General features: G+C 31.0%; 14 protein-coding genes. 4 read left to right on the plus strand and 10 right to left on the minus strand.

All coding sequences use genetic code 11. From position 1 onward, the window contains the following. Positions 1 to 297: 297 nt before the first annotated feature. From JHL18_RS12800 to JHL18_RS12840, 9 genes are all read right to left on the minus strand, one after another. A complete protein-coding gene (locus tag JHL18_RS12800; protein ID WP_200269733.1) occupies positions 298 to 1,581 on the minus strand; it encodes an FtsX-like permease family protein in 1,284 nt (427 codons plus the stop codon). After that, the gene (locus JHL18_RS12805) at positions 1,581 to 2,336 is read right to left on the minus strand and encodes an ABC transporter ATP-binding protein (RefSeq protein WP_200269735.1); all 756 of its coding nucleotides are present in this window, start codon (positions 2,334 to 2,336) and stop codon (positions 1,581 to 1,583) included. Before JHL18_RS12805 ends, JHL18_RS12800 begins: the two co-directional genes overlap by 1 nt. Beyond that, positions 2,317 to 3,384 carry a sensor histidine kinase gene (locus JHL18_RS12810; RefSeq protein ID WP_200269736.1) on the minus strand — a complete coding sequence of 356 codons (1,068 nt, stop codon included), beginning with the start codon at positions 3,382 to 3,384 and terminating at the stop codon, positions 2,317 to 2,319. The genes JHL18_RS12805 and JHL18_RS12810 overlap by 20 nt, the downstream gene beginning before the upstream one ends. Further along, positions 3,362 to 4,069 carry a response regulator transcription factor gene (locus tag JHL18_RS12815; RefSeq protein WP_200269738.1) on the minus strand — a complete coding sequence of 236 codons (708 nt, stop codon included), beginning with the start codon at positions 4,067 to 4,069 and terminating at the stop codon, positions 3,362 to 3,364. The genes JHL18_RS12810 and JHL18_RS12815 overlap by 23 nt, the downstream gene beginning before the upstream one ends. 237 nt (positions 4,070 to 4,306) lie before the next feature. Beyond that, entirely contained in the window at positions 4,307 to 7,768 is a 3,462-nt protein-coding gene (locus tag JHL18_RS12820; protein ID WP_200269740.1) for an efflux RND transporter permease subunit, read from the minus strand. Between the two features lie 183 nt (positions 7,769 to 7,951). Next, complete coding sequence (locus tag JHL18_RS12825) at positions 7,952 to 8,911, minus strand: permease prefix domain 1-containing protein (RefSeq protein ID WP_200269742.1); 960 nt, start codon at positions 8,909 to 8,911, stop codon at positions 7,952 to 7,954. Between the two features lies 1 nt (position 8,912). Then, positions 8,913 to 9,251, minus strand: a complete 339-nt coding sequence (locus JHL18_RS12830) for a helix-turn-helix transcriptional regulator (RefSeq protein WP_200269744.1) — start codon at positions 9,249 to 9,251, stop codon at positions 8,913 to 8,915. A gap of 360 nt (positions 9,252 to 9,611) precedes the next feature. Next, entirely contained in the window at positions 9,612 to 12,167 is a 2,556-nt protein-coding gene (locus tag JHL18_RS12835) for a J domain-containing protein (protein WP_200269746.1), read from the minus strand. After that, complete coding sequence (locus JHL18_RS12840; protein WP_476728537.1) at positions 12,168 to 13,904, minus strand: Hsp70 family protein; 1,737 nt, start codon at positions 13,902 to 13,904, stop codon at positions 12,168 to 12,170. 228 nt (positions 13,905 to 14,132) lie between these two features. On the opposite strand from JHL18_RS12840, the gene JHL18_RS12845 reads away from it, so the two are divergent. Beyond that, positions 14,133 to 15,671 carry a methyl-accepting chemotaxis protein gene (locus JHL18_RS12845; RefSeq protein WP_200269748.1) on the plus strand — a complete coding sequence of 513 codons (1,539 nt, stop codon included), beginning with the start codon at positions 14,133 to 14,135 and terminating at the stop codon, positions 15,669 to 15,671. A gap of 88 nt (positions 15,672 to 15,759) precedes the next feature. On the opposite strand, the gene JHL18_RS12850 is transcribed toward JHL18_RS12845, so the two are convergent. After that, entirely contained in the window at positions 15,760 to 17,796 is a 2,037-nt protein-coding gene (locus tag JHL18_RS12850; RefSeq protein WP_200269750.1) for a molybdopterin-containing oxidoreductase family protein, read from the minus strand. Between the two features lie 228 nt (positions 17,797 to 18,024). Between JHL18_RS12850 and JHL18_RS12855 the strand changes: the two genes are divergently transcribed. The 3 genes from JHL18_RS12855 to JHL18_RS12865 all read left to right on the plus strand — a co-directional run bounded on the left by JHL18_RS12855 (position 18,025) and on the right by JHL18_RS12865 (position 20,818). Beyond that, entirely contained in the window at positions 18,025 to 18,750 is a 726-nt protein-coding gene (locus JHL18_RS12855; protein WP_200269752.1) for a DsbA family oxidoreductase, read from the plus strand. Positions 18,751 to 19,045: 295 nt separating this feature from the next. Continuing rightward, positions 19,046 to 19,657: a hypothetical protein gene (locus JHL18_RS12860; protein ID WP_200269754.1), complete on the plus strand. Its 612-nt coding sequence runs from the start codon at positions 19,046 to 19,048 to the stop codon at positions 19,655 to 19,657. 261 nt (positions 19,658 to 19,918) lie between these two features. After that, a complete protein-coding gene (locus JHL18_RS12865; protein WP_200269756.1) occupies positions 19,919 to 20,818 on the plus strand; it encodes an SDR family oxidoreductase in 900 nt (299 codons plus the stop codon). Positions 20,819 to 20,944 lie beyond the last annotated feature (126 nt).

Below are 20,944 nucleotides of genomic sequence, written 5' to 3' on the forward strand. Positions count from 1 at the left end.
ATATATAAGGAGCTTATTTTAGGGCAACATTGTAATTTTATAACAATCAAGAAATATCATCAATAGTGAAATCATAAAAATCACAATATTTTCAAAAAGTCTTCTTAATAGCAGTCTTTAAATTCAGACAAATATCTTTATTAATTTTATATTATAAATAAAGACAAAAAAATCAGCTGAATTTTTAATTCAACTGATAGAAGTTAGGGATCTGTAATATCATTACTACTACAGTTATTATTATAAAACACAAGTATGAACATATTATTTCAACTTTGCTAATAATTGGTTAACTTTCTATAAAGCATCAATAATTAAATCATATTTATCTCTAGCTTTTGAGTAAGCAATAAAATTAAAAATATAAGATAACAAAAGAAGTACTAGATTGGATTTAAAATACCTGAGCTCTAATCTAACCCATAATAAATAAAAAATTGTCATAAAACAATTTAAAGTACAGCTGGTAAAAAATATACTTGTAAGTAATCTTTTAGCTGCAGCCCTTAGTTCGTTTTTTGTAAGTCCAACTAAATATAATCTAGAAAAGTAATTTTTCATATACTCTAATTCAATTTGAGACTTAAAATATAATATACTTGCTAATATAAAAAAGAAAGTTATATTAGTAAAGGAATCTATTAAGTTTATGATTTTTATTTCGTTTAAACTCACCTTTGCAGTATCATGGATATAAATTTTATAGATGCTATTAATCGTTATAAAAAGAAAGCTGAAAAAGGTTATTCTAAATAAAAAGGTATCTCCTTTATAAAGATTTTTTATAGTTGCCTGAAAGGATAACAATTTACCATTGTAGAAATACTTCTTTTTATTAAATAAATTAAGGATTAGCTTACTTACATAAAAAACAAGTATATATAAAAAGGTTACACAATTTACCCATTTACTAGCTGGTATATAATTCTTATTAGAAGAGCTATAAATCCATAACCAAAGGTTAAGTATAATCAATGCAATAAGAGAAACTATTTTCCCTATATTTTTAACTTTAAGCTTTAATTTTTCACTTTGACTTTTTTCTAAGGTAGTAATATCAGTTAATACTTTTTTAGCCATCCTACCAATAATCACATAAAGAATAACTCCAAAGGATATGATTGAAATATAATTAATTTTAATCAACTTTAGATTAATACTGTTTAATCCAAGATATTTTAGAAGGCTCATAAAAAATATTTTTGAAAACACTGCACCAAGAAATATTCCAAAAATTAAGCAGATCAAAAGCAAAATTGCATTTTCTAATAAAAGCACTCTAAAAAGTTCTTTTTTTGTCATTCCAATAAGCATTAAAAGTCTAAACTCTTTTTCTCTAAGTTTCATATAATTTATGTATGCATATATTAAGAAATAACTAAGCATACCAATTATAATTACCATAGATAACTTTAATATCATTATTAATACATTATTCTTAGAAATCAAAACTATATCATTATAAACTAAGGTTGAATGGATAAAATTTAAGGCTAGTGAAGAAATACAAGCTATAAAAAAAGTGGTGTATTTCCCTATATTCTTGCTTAAATTTTTCATTGCTATACCAGTATAATCCACTAGTCTTCACCACCCATTATTGCAAGGCAATCTAAGATTCTATTGTGAAACTTCTTATCGTCCTCTTTATTATATATTTCAGCAAATAAGTTTCCGTCCTTAATAAAAATAACTCTTGAGGAGTAGCTAGCAGCAATGGAATCATGAGTTGCAAGTAGTATAGTTATCTTTTTTTCTTCATTTATAAGCTTCATATAGCTCATAAATTTTTTTGCTGCCTTAGAATCAAGATTTCCAGTAGGTTCATCTGCTAGTATTATCTTAGGGTTTGTTATTAAAGCTCTACAGCAAGCTGCTCTCTGTCCTTGTCCTTTTGAAACACTAGTTGGATATTTATCTTTTACATCATATATATTTAAAAGTTTAAATAATTCCTCAACCTTTCCTTCTATCTCTTCTCTTTTCTTCCCTTGTATAACTAAAGGCAAGGCTGCATTTTCCTTTAAGGTTAAATCATCAAGGAGGTTAAAGTTTTGAAAAATCATTCCAAGATTTTCTCTTCTAAAAACTGCTCTTTCATCGTCAGTTAGCTTTGATATGTTTAATCCCATAATTTCGACATCACCAATTGTAGGCTTATCCACGCCACTAAACATATTTAAGAGTGTTGTCTTACCACTCCCAGAAGAGCCCATGATAGCAGTGAATTCACCTTCATTAATGGTTATATTTAATCCATTAATGATATTTTGTGAATTATAATTAAACAAGCCACTATAATTTTTAATTAAATTACTAGCTTTTAGTACCTCCATCTACAACTCCTCCTGTGGCATTTAAATAATAGATTATTGATACTTTAGTACCCTTCCCTTTTTCAGATTCAATCATCAATTTATGGTTTAAGTTTTTTGAAAGCTGGTCGCAGACATAAAGCCCAATACCTGTTGCCGCCTTAAACTTCCTTCCATTTTCGCCTGTAAAAAAAGGTTCAAAAACTCTATTTAAATCTATTTTGGAAATTCCTATTCCTTGATCAATCACATCTAGTTTCACTTTATTATCAAATTTATCAATCTTAAATTTAATAAATTTCTTTTTTCCTTCTTCACTTGAGTACTTAACCGCATTGCTTATAATTTGTTCAATTAAAAACTTATTCCACTTTTCATCAGTAAGTACTGTAATTGAAGCATCTTCACACTGAATTTGAGGAAATACATTATTATAAATAAATAAGGATTTTTTTGAATTAATAAGTTCCTTTATTGAGTTTAAAAGATTTACCTCCTCAGGCTCATAATCTTTAACAAATTGCTCCATTCGAAGCAGGTTTAATAGTTGCTCTAGACCATTTTGAAGCTTAGAATTCTCTTCGCCTATCTCCTCAAGAGCTTTATCCATATCATTTTTTTCTTCTTCTAAGTTTTCTCTTTCATATTTCGCCTTTTGAAGGACAAGACTAATAATCGATACTGGTGTTTTCATATTATGTATCCATTGAGATATGAAATATTTATAAGTACTACTATCTGAACTCATTCTACTAATCTCTTTTAAATATTCTTCTTGAAGATCTTTTAATATACTTAAAAAATACTTTTGTTCATTAGTTCCTTCAAACATTTTATTTTTCTCTGAATTAATTGAGTCTTTAATATTTATATTAAAACTGTAAAACTTAACAAATTGTATTGATAAAAAGATTATAAAAATAATGGATGTGATTAAAATTGGGTAAGTTATATCTCTTATATCTCCGGTTATAAAATAATATAGTAATACTACTCCTATACTTATATAAAAGGTTACCGTATAACCTATATTATCTTTTAAAAAATCAATTATTAATTTCTTTTTCATCTTTTATACTGCCGCTATATATATAACCAAAGCCTCTTTTATTTTTAATCACATCATTTATTCCAAGAAAAGCTAATTTATTCTTTACTCTTGTAACATTTACAGTTAAAGTATGGTCATCTACGAAGAAGCTTTCATCCCAAAGCTCTTCTAAAAGTTCTTCTCTTGAAACCACTGAATTCTCTTTTTCTATGAGCTTACTAAGAAGTTGAAATTCCTTTTTTGATAACTCTGCAGTCTTGTCTTTAAAACTTATCTCAAAGTTATTTTTATTTAATATCAATCCATCCGAGGCTATTAATACTCTCTTATCCTGAGAATAATCCATCATTCTTCTAAAGGCTGCCTGAATCTTAACAAGTAACAATTCAAAACTGAAGGGTTTAACTATGTAATCATCTGCTCCCATTTCAATACCTCTAATCTGTTCAAATTCACTACTTCTAGCTGAAATAAAAATAATAGGTATATTTGACTCTCTTCGAAAACTTCTACATAGCTGAAATCCATCCGAATACGGCAGATTAATATCAAGCAGTACAAGATCTGGCTTTACTTCCCTATATTCATTTTCTATATTTTCATAATCCCTTATTGTAATGCACTCATAGCCATACTTTTCTATAAAAGTTTTTATAAGATTATTAAGTTTTATATCATCTTCTATAATTAGTATCTTTTTCATATTGCTTACTCCAATATCTTATTTAAGATTTATGTATGTACCACTTCATTATTAATTTAACTTCTGTTTATGAATACTATGAAAATTGAAGTAATACATCTTTAAAACCGTAGGCCAAAGCCTACGGTTTTAAAGATGAACCACTTCGATCCAAAATCTATTTTTAAAACTCTCACGGGTTTTGGTGAGAAAATTTAAAAATAATAAGTTTTATTACGAAGTAGTTTATCTATATTATTATAACTTTTCTCTTTGAAGTATGCTATACATTACTGGAACAACAATTAAAGTAAGGAGTGTTGAAACTAACAGTCCACTTATAACAACTATTCCCAGTCCTTGAGATATAAGTGCACCTTCTGAGAAACCTAAAGCTAAAGGAATAAGTGCCATTATAGTTGCAATTGCAGTCATGAAAATTGGTCTAAGTCTAATAGATCCAGCTTCCATTAATGCTTCTTTTACCTTCATCCCATTTTCTCTGTTATGCTTCACTCTATCTAAAAGTACAATGGCATTAGTAACAACTATACCTATAAGCATCAACATTCCTATCATTCCTGATACTGATAGCGACTGACCAGTAATTAAAAGTCCAAGTAGTGCTCCAACTGCTGCAAATGGCAATGAGAACAAAATTGCAAATGGAGTTTTTCCTTCTCCAAAGGCAAGAACCATAACAAGGTATACAAGACCTATTGCAATAGCCATTGCCATTCCCATTTGGCTAAAGCTTTCATTTATTTGCTTACTGCTTCCACCACTATTATAAGTTACACCTTCAGGCAATTGATCTTTTATGCTGTCAACTGCAGCCATTACTTCCCTTGATACCTTACTTGTATCTTTTGTTTTTATCTCTCCTGTTATTGAAATATATTGTTTTCCATCAAGAGTAGAGACACTAGATGGTCCATAACTTTGAGTAACTTCCGCAACATCAGAAAGCTTTATAGTTCCCTTCATACCAGTTATGTCCATGTTCTTAACCTTATCTACACTATCAAGCTTAACCTCTTCATATCCCAAATAGATATCAGTGTCGGTTCCATTGTTTTTGATAGTTGTAACTTTGTTTGAACTTAAGGTATTTCTAACTGTTCCAGCAACCATAATTGAGCTTAATCCATTATCAGCTGCTTTCTTTTCGTCAACCTTAACATTAATTTCAGGTTTCTTTTCTTCTATAGAACTAGTTACGTTACCAAGATCTTTAAAGTCTCTTAGTTTACCAGTGATGAGCTTTGATGCCTTTTCTAAATCTTCAACCTTATCACTATAAACTAAAACTTCCGCATTATCTGATTGACCTGCTAACGATTGAGAGCTTACTACAAGTTTTCCACCCTCGCTAGATAGTTTTTTAGCCTCTTCCTGTAGCTCACTTGTAACCTTCTCAAAATTTTCTCCATCTTTAATAACAATTGTAAACTTAGCAGAATTACTTCCCTGCATTGACATGGCTCTACTTGAAGAACTACTATCTCCAACGGAGCTTTCAAAAGTTTCTATATCTTTTCTTTCAGACAGATATTTTTCAAACTTCATAGCAACTTCATCAGTTTTTTGAGTTGAAGCTCCAGGCTTCATTGTTAACGTTCCATTTACAATATTTGTACTCTCTGATGGTAAAAACTGTACAGGAAGCTTTGAAGCAAAGCTTAAAGTTCCAACTAAAACCACTAGAGAAATTATAAGAGTTACCACTCTATGGTTAAGTGCTAAAGCTAGTATATTTTTATAAACTAAAGTGATCTTACTTTCATGTTCAACATGCTTTATCTTCTTATTAAGCAGCATTACTTTAGTCAAAACTGGAACAACCGTTATAGAAACCAAAAGTGATGCTAAAATACATACTACAACAGTTATAGCAAATGGGAAGAAGATCTTACCAACCATACCTGATATAAAGGTTAATGGTAAAAATACCGCTATTGTTGTAATAGTTGATGAAGTTATAGCAGATGATACTTCAGAAACTGCATCAGTTATAAGATTTGAATCCCTATGCTCTTCCTTTGAGAATCTTCTATAGATATTCTCTATTACAACTATGGAGTCATCCACTATACGGCCAACTGCCACTGCCATTCCACCAAGAGACATTATATTTAAGCTTATTCCGAACCTTGGCAGTAATATTAATGCTATTAATATCGAAAGTGGTATAGATACTACTGCTATAAGTGTAGCTCTTAAATCTCTTAAGAAAAAAGCTATAACTATAATTGCAAATAGTGCACCTAATAGTCCTTCTCTTACCATTCCATTCACGGAATTTTTAATGCTTGTAGAACTATCACTTATTAAATTGAATTTAACTCCTGAATTTTGACTTTCTAAATCTTTAATTGATGACTTAATATCATTAGCAACTTGAACCGTATTTGCATCATCAGTTTTGTAGATGTTTAATATTATTGCGTCCTTTTGATTTGAACGAGTTCTCATCTGATTTTCAGCTGAAGTTGTAGTAATTTCAGCTACATCACTTAAGAATACAACCTTAACATTAATCTCAGGTGTTTTTGTAGTAGTTGCTTTTGTACTCTTATTTGAATTGCTCTTACTACCACTTTGACTTTGAGCTGAACTTGAAGCCATAGACTTTGACTTATCAATAGTATCATTTATTGATTTATCCAAAGCATCTTGAGTTTGCTTAAGTGAAGTCTGAAGACTTCCAATGACTGCTTGAGCTTGTGCCTTTTCCGCTTGAGTTGCCTTAGGATTTTGAAGTATGCTTTGCTGAGCTAATATTCCCATCTGAATCTTTTGCATTCCATTAAGCATAGCTATAGCTTGAGTATTTCCTCCAACAAGGGTTCCCATTTGGCCCACACCTTGTCCTAATTGTGTCATTCCTTGAGTAAACCCTTGTGCCATTTGTTCCATGCCTTGGCTTACTTGACCTAAGGCAGAACCCATAGTATCCGCCATAACAGCATTTGCATTTATAGGCACTACTATTGGAATAGCTTTCAACTCATCGATGTTATTTATCTTCGCTTCTGATCTTATAGGCATAGTTAATCCATCAATATCAGCTTCACCTACTGGGAAAGATATGTTATTTCCAGTTAGTGCATTTTTTACATCATCAATGCTTACCCCTTTATCCTTAAGTTTATCCTTATTAACCTTAATATAAAGATTATTACTAGAAGTTCCTTGAGCAGATATACTTGAAACTCCATTAATTCCGCTTAATTTAGGATTTACCTTATCATTAAGATATTCTGTAAGCTTTTGTTTATCTTTTTCTCCAGTAACAGTATAAGTCATGATTGGCATACTTCCAAAACCTATCCTAGAAACCGTTGGTTTTTGTGCATTATCAGGCATAGTTACCTTATTTACAGCGTCATTTACTTCCTTTTCAGCCTTGTCCATATCTTTGCTATAGCTGAATTCTGCTACGATAATTCCTACATTTTCATTATTTATAGTTTTTACATCTGATATTCCCTGTAAACCAGATATAGCCTTCTGCATTGGACTTGTTATTTTTTCTGAAATATCTTCTGGTGATGCACCAGGATATACTGTAACTGCAGTAACCACTGGAATATTAATATTAGGCATTGCTTCCATCTTGATGCTTTGTGCAGAATATATGCCCCCACCTATTAACATTACAATTACTAAAAAAATAACAAATCCATTTTTCAATACAAAATTGATTGCTTTTTTCATTTTTCCACTCCTAGTATGATTTAATTTGTACATCTTTATTTTGATAGGTTTAAGTTTATATTTAATATTCTAGTATACTGTAGAATTTTCTTATACTTATCTTTGTTACACTAGTGTTACAGTATTGAAACTTTAGCACATATAAAAGCACCTTCATTTCTGAAGGTGCTTTTGTCATATTATTTAGTTAGCTCCTTGTGGAGATAGTGCTGTATTATCTTTATCTCTCTTTATTCTAAATAGATATCTATTTAAAACAATAAATATTAATACAACTGGAACAATTATTTCTTTATCAGAAGTAAAAGCTGCAAAGCTTATTATTGTTTCAACGGAAAGCATAGCTATCAATATTTTCATATTTCTTTTTTCTAAAATAAACTTTTGCGTATAATAAATTAAGACAAGCATCCAAGAAAGTGTAATCAGCAGGAATCCTACATTTTTAAGAAGAAAATGTACGGTATTTGAATAATATTGAACTTCAGACACCCCTCGCTCAATTGAATCGGATCTATATGAATCTGTATCAGTATGTTTCCTATGAATAGACCATCCACTTTTATCTTGACCTGTTTCTCCTTCACCTGAATTCTTTATAAGTTCTTGAGATGCTGTTCTTTCATATTTATAATAGCTTTGCCCATTTTTATTTATTTCTACAAAGTATAAGCCATTATCATTAATATCATTGTATTCATTAAGCATCTTGGTAATCATAGTTTTATCACTTTCACTTAGTTCAACTTTATCTTTAATAACATCCTCTATTTTCTGCTCCATCTTCGATTGAGTCATCGGCAAACTTTCATAGTATTCTTTTTGAAATTTCTCTTGTGCTATAACGCCCGCTATTCTTACAATCCCTCCAATTACAAATACCACTATAGCAATCTTAAGAAGAATATTTGTGTATTTCTTTTGTCTACTTACTATTTCTTCTAGTTCATTTGTAAATACATCTTCATCTCCAAAATTCCTTATTGCTATCTTTATACTTTCTTTTTCACTATGTCCCTGTGACATTAGATCTCTTACACTGTCGTAAAGATGACCCTTCATCTCTTCTTTTAAAACTTTAACCTCTTCATTGTTACCATCAAAGTTTTTGTATACCTTCTCTACATAACTCTCTATGTTCAAACTACTCATCCCCTTTTATAAAATTATCCACAAGCTTTTTTAGTATATCCCATTCCTTTATTCTATCTTTAAGAAAATCATTTCCTTCTTCCGTAAGTCTATAATATCTTCTTCTTCCCCCACCAGTTCCTTCGCTGTCATTCCAATAACCTTCAAGACAGTTCTTTTTTTCTAATCTTTTTAGTGAAACATAAAGCGTCGCTTCCTTTATCTCATAATCTATACTTGATTTATCCTTTATCCTTTTGGCTATTTCGTATCCATATAGATCTTTTTCCTTAAGCACTGATAATATCATCATGTCAATATACCCTTTTAATATCTCTTTATCAAAATCCACAGTTCTCCTCCTATCTCTCAACCTATTCACATATTAAAGTACTTCATAATATAAAGTACTTGTATTTATTATAAAGTAAACTACTTCATAATGTAAAGTAGTTTTTTAAAATTTTTCCCTTTACCTCTAAATGCTATAAATTTAGCATTCCTCACAATAAAAGTGCTTTTTATTTAAAATATAGGCTGTGTTTAAGAATATTGCTGAAATTAATCGGTTAATTTCAACACGATACTTTAACAGCGCAAAATACAAAAATGGCTACCTGATGGATTGTCTATCCTTCAGGTAGCCATTACATTATTATTGCTACAACCTATTTTAAAACATAATCATAAGCAAATTGCATTATTACAAATTTTACTTAAACAAAGCTTTGAACAAACCTTTTTTCTCAGTTTTTCTACTATTAAGCTTTTCTATTAGTTTAATCTTCATCTCATTTGCAGTACTGTTGTTAAAGTCTATCTCTAGCATTCTATCACAAACAATTAAAGCTTCTTGATATAACCCCTTATAATATAGCAACCTAAGTTTTAAGAGTAATACATCCAGATTATTTCCATCAATCTTCAACGCTATATTACATTCTTTTTCTGCCTCAGGAATTCTTTCTAATTGATAGAAGGACCAACCTTTGTTTTGATGAGCTAATATATACTTTGGATCTAGCTCTATAGCTTTATCACAATACTTTATGCATTCTTCATATCTTTTAAGACAGTATAATGAATAACTTATATTTACATAGCAATTTCTTTGCTTTGGATCTAGTTCTATAGATTTAAAAAAGTATTTAAGCGCCTCTTCATACTTTTCTAATTCATTAAATATATGACCAGCTGAGTAATAATAGGGTGCATAATTAGAATCACAATCTATTGCTTGTTTGTATAAGGAAAGTGCTTCTTCAAAATTGTTTCTTCTTTCCATAATAGTTCCTTTTAAATCATAGAAACTATCTTTATACTTAATTCCTTCTAAGTCAATGACATCATCTAATAATTTTAAAGCGTCCTCTTCTTTAGACGTGCTTAAAAGAGATTGCACCTTATAATAATATGCTCCTCCATTGTTTATATTTATTTTAATTGCAGAATCAAAACAATCCACAGCTTCATTATATTTTTCAACATAATAGTAACACAATCCCTTTAGATAGTAGTATTCATCATTATTTTCATCAAATTCTAACGAATAATCACAATACTCGATAGCTTCCTCGTATCTACGAAGCCTCATTAATACCCTTGTCTTGCAATAATATAATCTGCCATCCTTAAACCCTAAATCAATGGCTTTATTATAAATATCAAGGGCTTCATCATATAGACTTACAGCAGTAAGTGCCTTAATCTTTATTATATAAGCATCAAGTAAATACTGATATTTATTAAGTGCAATATTACATGCTTCCAAACAATCTTCATAAAGTTCTAAACCTAAAAATGCTTCTGCTTTGTTCTTATAAGCGTGAGCCATACTAGAATCTAATTCAATTGCTTTATCCGCACATACCAGTGCCTCACTGTATTTTTTCATTATATTAAAGATATAGGCCTTATTGTTATGAGCTGAGGAACTTTTGTCATTTATGCTTATTACTCTATCATATTGTTCTATTGCCTCGTCATATTTACCTAACCTATCCAACATATCTGCTTTAAAAAAGTTTAATTCATAATTATTTTCATATACTTCTAAAGCTTCACAAACTGTTTTATATGCTAAATTATCATTTTTTAATTTAAGTAGTACATGACAAAGAAGACAATACATATTGTCTGTAAAATCCGTTTCTTCTCTAAGCTCTTTTAATATATTATAACTTTCTTCTGCCTTTGAAGTTTTAAAGTAAGCTTCAGCAAGCTTATATTTCAATTTCTTGTCAGCACTATCCTTATCTAAATCACATAAAATATCATCAATATAAAAATTATAGGCTGAAGTAAGTATTATATTGAAATCATTTCTATAGTGATACATATCATTTAATATTTCCATGCACTTTACTGCTTGATCATACCTTCCTAAACTGATGCAACATTTACCTTGAGCAAGTAAAGCTCCAGCATCATCAAACTTTATATCCAAAACTTTATTATAATCATTATAAGCGTTATCAAGCTCCCCTAATCTCGAATACAATTCACCTCTGTAAAAATAGGCATCAATATCTTCAGTATATTTAACTATTATATCTGTAAGTATTGCTTTAGCTTCGTCAAGCTTACCCCTGCAAATAAGATACCTTGCTTCTAGTATAAGTAAGTCAGGATGTACTTCACAAATCGCTTTTGCTAAATCTATATATTTATGAGCTGTATACAAATCATAGTCATCTAAAGCACTGGATATCTTATTATAGGCTGATATAAATTCATCCTCTTTTCCTAAAACACAATCTTTTAAATATTCATAACGGAATGCGCTTCCTTTATCAATCCTATATAACACAAAGTCAATGAAATTCTTAGGAAAGTTTTTATATAAACTATCTTTTTTAGTGCTCCAGGAAAAATAACTATCAAATATCTTCCAAACATCATTTGGAAAATTAAAATTATCCATAATAAAAGTTAAGATTTTCCCACTAATCTCTGACGCCGTATCTATGTTATAACAAACATCCTTCTCTAGAAGTTTCGTCCACTCTTCAGCATTAAGTCTTCTTTCAAAGTTTTCATAACATACTTTAAATTCTTTCATAAATTCGTCTGCTGGAGATAACTCTTCTTCGACTTTTGTATCTTTTTCTTTAGCTATTCTACAAGCCTCTTCATAGGCAACTCTTAAATTTTGAAAACCTTCTGGATCTTGTTCAGGTGAATACTTTGTTAAGAGCTTTGAATAAGCCTTCCTTATGGCGTTTAAATCATCAGTTTTAGAAATACCTAGAGCCTCAAAACAATCCATCTAAAAGTCCCCCTTAGTATCTATACTATCAAATATTTCTTTTATTTTATTTCTAAAGTCTTTTATTTCTCTTAAATCTTGCCTTTCAAGCACCTCTTCAAACTCACTTATAAGTCTTCCTATTTCTTGTCTTACTAATCCTAGATTTTCTTCAAAAAGCCTCTCTCCCCTAGTTATTATGAGTTTATTTTCATGGTTTTCCCTTGGATGTATCTTTAAACTAGCTAAACTCTCCATTCTACTGGCTACTTCTTGTTTAGTCATATATCCAGGATTTTTTTCAATTATTACTGTTTTCTTCACTCCAGTAGATACTACCATTACCTCAACTTCTAATATTCCATTTATGTCGTAAGTATATCTTACATCTACGGCTTCTTCACCACCTAATGCAGCTGGTACTACAGCATTTAGCTCACCAAGATATATATTATCTTTTGAAAGACGGGACTCTCCCTGTAATATCTCCACATTTATAATCTTTTGATTATCATAAACTGTACATAATCTCTCAACTTTGCTTACAGGTATTGTTGTATTTCTCTCTATTATTGGTAGGAAATGTCCGCTTTCATATTGGCCATGAGACTTTTTCACAGATACCGTAGTTCCTAACGTATAAGGACAAACATCTGTAAGTATAATTTCCTTAAATGCAGCATCTTTTCCCTTCAGTGCAGCTTGTACTCCAGCACCTAAAGCCACTACCTCATCAGGATTTATATTTACATAAGCTAACTTACCAAATAACTTACTAACAAAGGTTCTTATGATAGGAAGCTTTGTGGCTCCTCCTACTAAAAGTATTGAATCAATATCATTTACTTTAAGAGATGCATCACTGAGTGCTCTTTCAACGGGGTTCCTTAATCTAGTTAATAGATTCTTCACATTCTTTTCATAATCTTCTAAGAGTATATCGCAAGATAATAACTCCTCATCGATCTTAGAGCTTAATGTTATAACCTTAGCCTCACCAAAAGCTCTTTTACCAACTTCAGCTTCCTTCTTTAAGAAAGAATAATCCTTTTCACTGATTTCATCTCTTTTCTTGTTGTTATGTTTTAAAAACATAGCTACCAATGCTTCTGTAAAATCTTCTCCACCTAGATAATTATCCCCAGCAACTGCTCTAACTTCCATGATATTATCAAATAGTTCTAGTATAGATACATCAAAGGTTCCTCCCCCAAGATCAAACACCAAGAACTTTGTATCTGACTTGGCGTGGTGAAGTCCATAAGCTAGAGCTGCTGCAGTTGGTTCAGTCACTAGTCTTTCTACTCTAAGTCCTGCCAATTCTCCTGCTCTTTGAGTAGCCTTCCTCTGACTATCACTAAAATAAGCAGGAACACTTACTACAGCTTCAGTCACTGGTACCCCAAGGAATCTTTCAGCATCTTCTTTTAAAGATTTTAGTATTAAAGCAGATAATTCTTCTGGCAAAAACTCTTTATCATATAGTTTATATATCTTTTTACTCCCCATATTCCGCTTAAATACAGATGCACTAGCCTCTGGATGAGTTATCTGTCTTTCCTTAGCTATCTTCCCTATTAGGATTTCTCCATTATCATCTACGCTTACTACTGATGGAGTTAAGCTTTCTCCAAAAGAATTAGGAATAATTACAGGACCCTTCTCGGTCCAATAAGACACTAAACTATTGGTTGTACCTAAATCAATTCCTATATTAACCATATACCCTACCTCAATTAATTTATTGATATCATTCATAGTTTTTATATATTTAATGACGAACTTTATTACAGGTAAATTTATCCTTATTATATTTATCTACATTTTATTATATTCGTTATATAATTCCAATAGTTTATGCAATTACATATTCGCACTAAAATCTGCCTTAATACCTATTAAAATTAGCCCGCTCTTTTCTTTAGTCCATATTAATTAAGGTCGATAATTATTTATATATACTATATTTACTTGGGGGTTAAACAAATGACAAAATCTTTAAAAAACAACTTGATGCTAAAGCTTTCTTTTGGTGTAGTGTTATTAATTTTACTAGTTGCTATATTAGGTAGATTTTTTACCTTTTTAGATATGCAAGGTAAGATGGATAACATGGAACAAATTTCTGCAAGTATGATTTCAGCATCTTACCTAGTAGGACTTATTCCTGTTATACTACTAGTTTCAGCTTTTTACTTATACAAATTCAAAAATCCGGAACACGAAAGTATTCCCTTACTTTTAACATTAACATTGACTTTTTCAAGTATTGCCATTATTGCGGTTGGAAATGGTTTGGTTGAATATCATTTTTCAATATTTATGATAATTGCTATCATTGCTTACTTTGATAGTATAAAAAACATATTGATAAGCACATTAATTTTTGCAGTTCACCATATTGCAGGATATTTTTTGTTCCCTGAGCTTTTATGCGGAACGCACAATTATCCCTTCCAAATGTTAATGCTTCATGCAATATTTTTAATATTAACTAGTGCAGCTACTATACTTATGATTTCTACTAACCAGAAAAATGAAGCTTCACTTAATGAGGAAAGATCCAATAAAAAGGATGAAATTGAAGAAATACTTAAGAACATATCTAGTACCATTAATAATTTGACTAACTACTCAGAAAACCTTTCTGGCAGTGTTAAAAACAGCTTAAGTCTTTCAAATGACATAAACTTTGCTATGAAACATATAGAAGATGCTAGCTTAAATCAATTTAACTATACTTCTGAGAGTTCAAAAGCTTTAGCTGAAGTATCACAAGGAATATTTGATATAGCCACTGCTTCTGACAGAGCTTCATTAAAGACTGTTGAAACAGTAAAAGAAGCTGAAAATGGCGAAAAAGCAATAAAACAAGTAGTTAATCAAATGAACTCAATAGATAATTCAGTTGGCAATGTAGCTGAGATAATAGAAGTGTTTAGTAAACAGTCCAAGGACATTGATCAGGTAGTTCAGGTAATAAGTGCTATTGCAGAACAAACTAACCTATTAGCACTTAATGCAGCAATAGAAGCTGCTAGAGCTGGGGAAAGCGGAAAAGGCTTTGCTGTAGTTGCTGATGAAGTTAGAAAACTTGCTGAAGAATCTCAAGAATCAGCAATAAAAATCTCTGATATGATTAAGAGCGTACAAGAAAATATTAATAATGCAAATAAAGCAATGAACATAGGTATCAAGGATGTTCGTACTGGTATAGATGTAGTTAATGAAACCGGAAGAACCTTTAACAACATTCTTCAAGCTATAGATGTAGTTAGAGATGATGTTTCTAAGGTTGCTAGGGTATCACAAGATGTATCTGCTGCTGCAGAGCAAGTTACAAGTTCCATAGAACAAGTTGCAGAACATGCAGATAACAATTCTAATAAGACACAGGAAACTGCTCACTCTATAGTGCAGCAAAATCAATACCTAGAGCAGATGTTTGAAATCTCTGAGAAGCTAGAATCAACTTCACGAACTCTTCAAGATCTAGTTGATAGATTCAATAGCAATAGAACATAGGTATACTAAAGGAGAAAGTTTTTAATGGCTTTCTCCTTTTGTTATATCCTAAACGCTTAACATTTAATTAAACAATTAATACACTACTTCATTGGTCAAGTTTTTGAACTTCTACAAGACAAGTATGATAAGATGCTCCAAATCCCATGTCAGTAATCATATCGTCAATTAAATGGTTAACAGATATCTTTGTTTTTTCTGACAAACCTTCAAAAATATTTACAGCTCCTGGTTTTATGCCTTCAATGATTTTAGCCTTTACAAATACCTCTCCCCTATGATTATATACCTTCACCATATCTCCATTAGCTATATCTCTTAACTTAGCATCTTCTGGATGTATGTGGATAGTCGGAGTAAATATATCGTTAAGTCTCTTACTTTCAGTAAATTGAGAATTTATTCTCTCTAAAGCATGAGCAGTTATTAATTGAAGTGGATATTTCAAATAGTTTTCTTTAAAAGAATACTTACTTTCAAAAGGCTCTTCATATACTGGAAGCTGATTTACCCCCCAGTCTTTAAAGATATCTTCTGAATAAAATTCTATCTTCCCACTGGATGTTTTAAAATCCTTATTCTTAAAGGCAATTTCATCATAATCTTCAGTAATATATGGCTTATCTTTCATCTCTTCAAGGGTGATATTCAGTCCACTATATTTTATGACATTATTTAATATCTCTATATCATCTTTTGGTAAGTACCTCATATCAAATTTAAACTTTTCACCTAGTAATCTATATATTTCTCTATCCTTTTTGCACTGACCTGGAGAACTAACAGTTTTCTGCTTTAGTTGAATATACGGATGTCCGTATGCTGCTACTAAATCATCTTCTTCTAAAAATGAAGCTACTGGAAGCACTAAATCTGCATATTTAGCAGTATCAGTTAAAAAGCTGTCAGTAACTACAATAAAATCCACCTTATCTAAAGTAGTTTTTAACTTTCCTACATTAGGATTACTATTAAGCGGATTTGCTTTTTCCACCCACATAGCTTTAATTTTAGGAAAATCTATTTTTTCTATTTCACTAGCTAATATTCCTTTAGGTATGCTTAGTCTTACTCTTGCTGGTTCTTTAGGAAGGTACGGCCACTTAAGCATTGCTCCTTGACTTTCTCCAGCGTATATTCCACAGCCTTTTTCTCCAATACTTCCAGTTATAGCAGGTAAAAGTGAGACGGATCTAATAGTTTGTCCACCATTAGTATATCGCTGAAATCCATAACCTAAAATCATAGCATACTTAGGATTTTCTTTTATAAGCTCTACCAATTTACTTAACTCTTCTAGTGGAACCTCTGTTAATCTACATACCTCTTCTATTGTATATTCTTTTAGAAACTCTTTATATCTTTCAAAACCTAAGGTATACTGCTCTATAAAATCATTATCTACTATATGATTTTCCACAAGAAGCTTCGCTACACCAATTGCTAGCAATCCATCGGTACCACCTCTTGGATATATATGAAGGATGCTTTTACTACTAGATTCATTTCTTCTTGGATCAATGGTTACAAGCTTACATCCTTTTTTTATCGCTTCGTTAATAAAATTCATTGCATGTATATTTGTATGAGCTGGATTACCACCCCATAAAATTATAAGTTTACTATTTAAAAGATCTGCTAAAGAATTTTGTGTTCTCCATCCATAAGTATATTTCATGCCTTCTTCTGCAGCTGGATCGCATAAATCCCCTATAGTTCCTGTATAACCTCCAAATTGATGCCAAAAGCTATAAGCATACTTTCTCATAACACCAAAGTTTCCACTGCCTTGATAATAAAGCACGGCTTCTGGTCCATCTTCTCTTCTGATCTTATCAAAATTTATATATATCAAATCTATGGCTTCGTCCCAAGATATCTTTTCGTACTTTCCTTCACCTCTAGCGCCAGTTCTTTTTAGAGGGTACAATATTCTCTCTTCACTGTTTACAATTTCAGGATAAACTCTCCCCTTTGCACATATCTTTCCTCTCGTTATTGGGTTGTTATCATTTCCTTCTACCTTTATTACCTTATCATCCTTAACATAAACCCTAAGTGGGCAGGTAGCAAAGCAGTTTTTAGAACACACTGTATTTACAATCTTAATTTCATTTTGCCCCATCTATTAAAGTATCCTTTCTACAATAAAATATATCTAAAGTATACCATTGAATATTACATTTTTATTGACTATAATAACATTAAATTATTATTAACCCATACTAATTCTTAACTGTAAGTTATAGTTGCCTATATTTTTTAAAAAACACTAAAATTCAACTCTTAATGCATCTATAATAAAATAAAATTTCATAAGATTAGTATTAGAGGGTTTTAGGAGGATACTTGTATGAAAATAGAAATATGGTCCGATTTCGTATGTCCATTTTGTTATATTGGAAAGAGACGATTAGAACTAGCATTAGATAAATTCGAATATAAAGATGAAGTAGAACTTATTTTCAGAAGTTTTGAGTTAGATCCATCTGCTCAAAAAAAATATGATGATAATATTCATCAACTTATTGCAAAAAAATATGGAATACCTGTAGAACAAGCAAAAGCATCTAATGACCAACTAATAGACCAAGCTAAGACTCTTAGACTAGAATATAACTTTGATACACTAATTCCAACAAATACTTTTGATGCACATAGACTATCTCATTATGGAAAAGCTGAAGGTAAAATGAATGAATTATCTGAGCGACTCCTTAAAGCTTACTTTACGGATTCCTTAGATTTATCTAATCATGAAATATTGGCTAAGCTAGCAGGTGAAGTTGGTCTGGATAGCAAAAAAGCCTTAGAGATATTATCTACAGATCAATATTCCTTAGAGGTTAGAAAAGATGAAGAAAGAGCTTCAGCACTAAGAATAAGTGGTGTTCCATTCTTTGTTTTTAATAATAAATATGCTGTATCTGGAGCTCAATCACCAGACTTATTCCTAGATGTTTTAAAAAAGGTTAGAAACGAAGAACTCTCATCTCCATCTATAGAATTTCTTACAAAAAAGTTAGATGAGGAGGATTCTAATTCTAATACTTGTTCTGATGGTAAATGTGAAGTTTAATACAAAACCAAAAAATTCATTGGAGAGGCATTCTTCAGTGAATTTTTTTTATACATCCATAAACAAATTTTGTTTTTTTCAAATCTTCCATACTTTACAAAAACCTTCTTAGGATCACTTGTAAATATACTCCATTCTAATTCTAACAAAGCCTCTAAAAGTCTTATGAGTTAATTAATATTTTCTCAACTTTGGCAACATCATAGGTGATTTAGTAAAAATAACACCAGTATATTAGAATTTTAGAGTGGATAAGATACTCTCGTAACAAAAACATTAAAAGGAGTGATTGGTTATGGACGAAAAAAGTAAAAAGGTTGTAGAATCATTTATAGATTCTAAAAAAAATGATGTTGAAATTGGTGCTGAAATTACTGGTTTAAGAGACCAATTGAGTGCTATGGAAAGCACATTAAATCAACTAAACCAAAGTTCAATGAATAGCTCTCAAGGCTCACAAAATCAAGGTAGTCAAGTAAATGCTCAAGGAAATAGAGTTATGACAGACCTGCAACAACAAATTACAAATTTTAAGCAGCAAACTCAACAACAACAGCAACAAACCCAACAACAACTACAATCATCAATAACAAGTGCTATGAATGATTTAAGTAAAGCTAGTCAATTCCTTCAATCAAATCAAACTCTTGCACAAATGAGTCAACTTATAGAGCAAACTCAGCAACAATTAAATCAGATGAGTCAAAGCTCTGGTTCACAGCAAAATAGTCAGTTCAGTGGCCAAGGATCAAGTTCTGGTCAAGGTGGACAAAATAACCAGTACTCTAGCCAAAGCTCACAAGGAAGTTCTAACATGGGAACAAATTCAGGTTCATCTAATTCATATAGTGAACCAAGTATTGACTATGCCCAAACTCATGATCATAGCCGTATAAAATCATTTTAATATAGCTTTATTGTTACTTTTGTTTATAATCATCTTTAGGGAATTTGATAAATAATACTTAATTAGTCGCGTTTATGTTATAAACGCGACTTTCTAGAGTAATAAACCCGCATGTATAGCTTAAATTACTGGTTTATTTATTACAACTTATGCTTTTATTTTTTTATATATTTTAATCAATTATATGAAGTTTTAAACTTTCTTTTGCAATTTCAAGCTTTTTGCATATATTAAATTGAGCAATTTTTTGGAGGTAAAGATTTGATTCTTTATTACCCATATATGGGTCATAAAATCGAGTGCAAGAGAGTTCCAACAACCTTTCCAGCTCAACATCAACCTGTACAACCTGGACTTGAGTATCTCATGCATCCAAGGCCAATATTTGATAACCCAGATTACAATGGAAGTGACAAACTAAAGAACAAGGTGGCTATTATTACAGGTGGAGATAGCGGTATAGGAAGAGCTGTATCCCTAGCCTTTGCTAAAGAAGGGGCAGATATAGTCATTGTATATTTAAATGAACATAAAGATGCAAACGAAACAAAAACACTTATTGAATCTAAAGGACGCAAATGTATTTTAATTCCTGGAGATTTAAGAGATGAAGAATTTTCTAAAAAAATTGTAGATATTACTATTAATACATTAGGTAAAATAGATATATTAATCAATAATGCAGGAGTCCAATTTCCTCAGGAGAGTATTGAAGACATTAGTGCAAAGCAGCTTGATGATACTTTTCGTACAAACGTATATCCTATGTTTTATTTAACCAAAGCTACCCTACCTTACCTAAGCAGTGGAAGTGTAATCATAAATACTACTTCTGTCACTGCTTATAAAGGAGAAAAACGCCTTATAGATTACTCAAGTACAAAAGGAGCTATTGTGAGTTTCACTCGTTCACTTGCACTTTCACTTGTAGAAAAAGGTATTCGTGTAAATGCAGTTGCCCCAGGTCCAGTTTGGACCCCTCTCCAACCATCAAGCAACCATGCAGAATACTTGACATCTTTTGGCTTAGATACAGAAATGAAGAGAGCTGCGCAGCCAGTAGAACTAGCGCCAACTTATGTTTATCTTGCTTCAGACGACTCGACTTTTGTTACTGGTGAAGTACTTCATGTAAATGGTGGAAGTTACATTAGCTCTTAAGTAATATTTTTTGTAATTCTATTTTTAAAACTCTCACGTATTCTGGGGAGAGAATTTTAAAATAATAGGTTTTACTATGAAGTACTATATCCGTATATAATTGTTATATCCTCCTACTTTTATAAA

The organism is Clostridium yunnanense (genome assembly GCF_016595795.1).
GTDB classification, from domain to species: Bacteria; Bacillota; Clostridia; order Clostridiales; family Clostridiaceae; genus Clostridium_AR; species Clostridium_AR yunnanense.

What these genes read in the sequence shown, in the direction of transcription:
- JHL18_RS12805 (WP_200269735.1), bottom strand. Translation starts at nt 2,336, where the DNA reads ATGGAGGTACTAAAAGCTAGTAATTTAATTAAAAATTATAGTGGCTTG.
- JHL18_RS12810 (WP_200269736.1), bottom strand. Translation starts at nt 3,384, where the DNA reads ATGAAAAAGAAATTAATAATTGATTTTTTAAAAGATAATATAGGTTAT.
- JHL18_RS12815 (WP_200269738.1), bottom strand. Translation starts at nt 4,069, where the DNA reads ATGAAAAAGATACTAATTATAGAAGATGATATAAAACTTAATAATCTT.
- JHL18_RS12820 (WP_200269740.1), bottom strand. Translation starts at nt 7,768, where the DNA reads ATGAAAAAAGCAATCAATTTTGTATTGAAAAATGGATTTGTTATTTTT.
- JHL18_RS12835 (WP_200269746.1), bottom strand. Translation starts at nt 12,167, where the DNA reads ATGGATTGTTTTGAGGCTCTAGGTATTTCTAAAACTGATGATTTAAAC.
- JHL18_RS12840 (WP_476728537.1), bottom strand. Translation starts at nt 13,904, where the DNA reads ATGAATGATATCAATAAATTAATTGAGGTAGGGTATATGGTTAATATA.
- JHL18_RS12845 (WP_200269748.1), top strand. Translation starts at nt 14,133, where the DNA reads ATGACAAAATCTTTAAAAAACAACTTGATGCTAAAGCTTTCTTTTGGT.
- JHL18_RS12850 (WP_200269750.1), bottom strand. Translation starts at nt 17,796, where the DNA reads ATGGGGCAAAATGAAATTAAGATTGTAAATACAGTGTGTTCTAAAAAC.
- JHL18_RS12855 (WP_200269752.1), top strand. Translation starts at nt 18,025, where the DNA reads ATGAAAATAGAAATATGGTCCGATTTCGTATGTCCATTTTGTTATATT.
- JHL18_RS12860 (WP_200269754.1), top strand. Translation starts at nt 19,046, where the DNA reads ATGGACGAAAAAAGTAAAAAGGTTGTAGAATCATTTATAGATTCTAAA.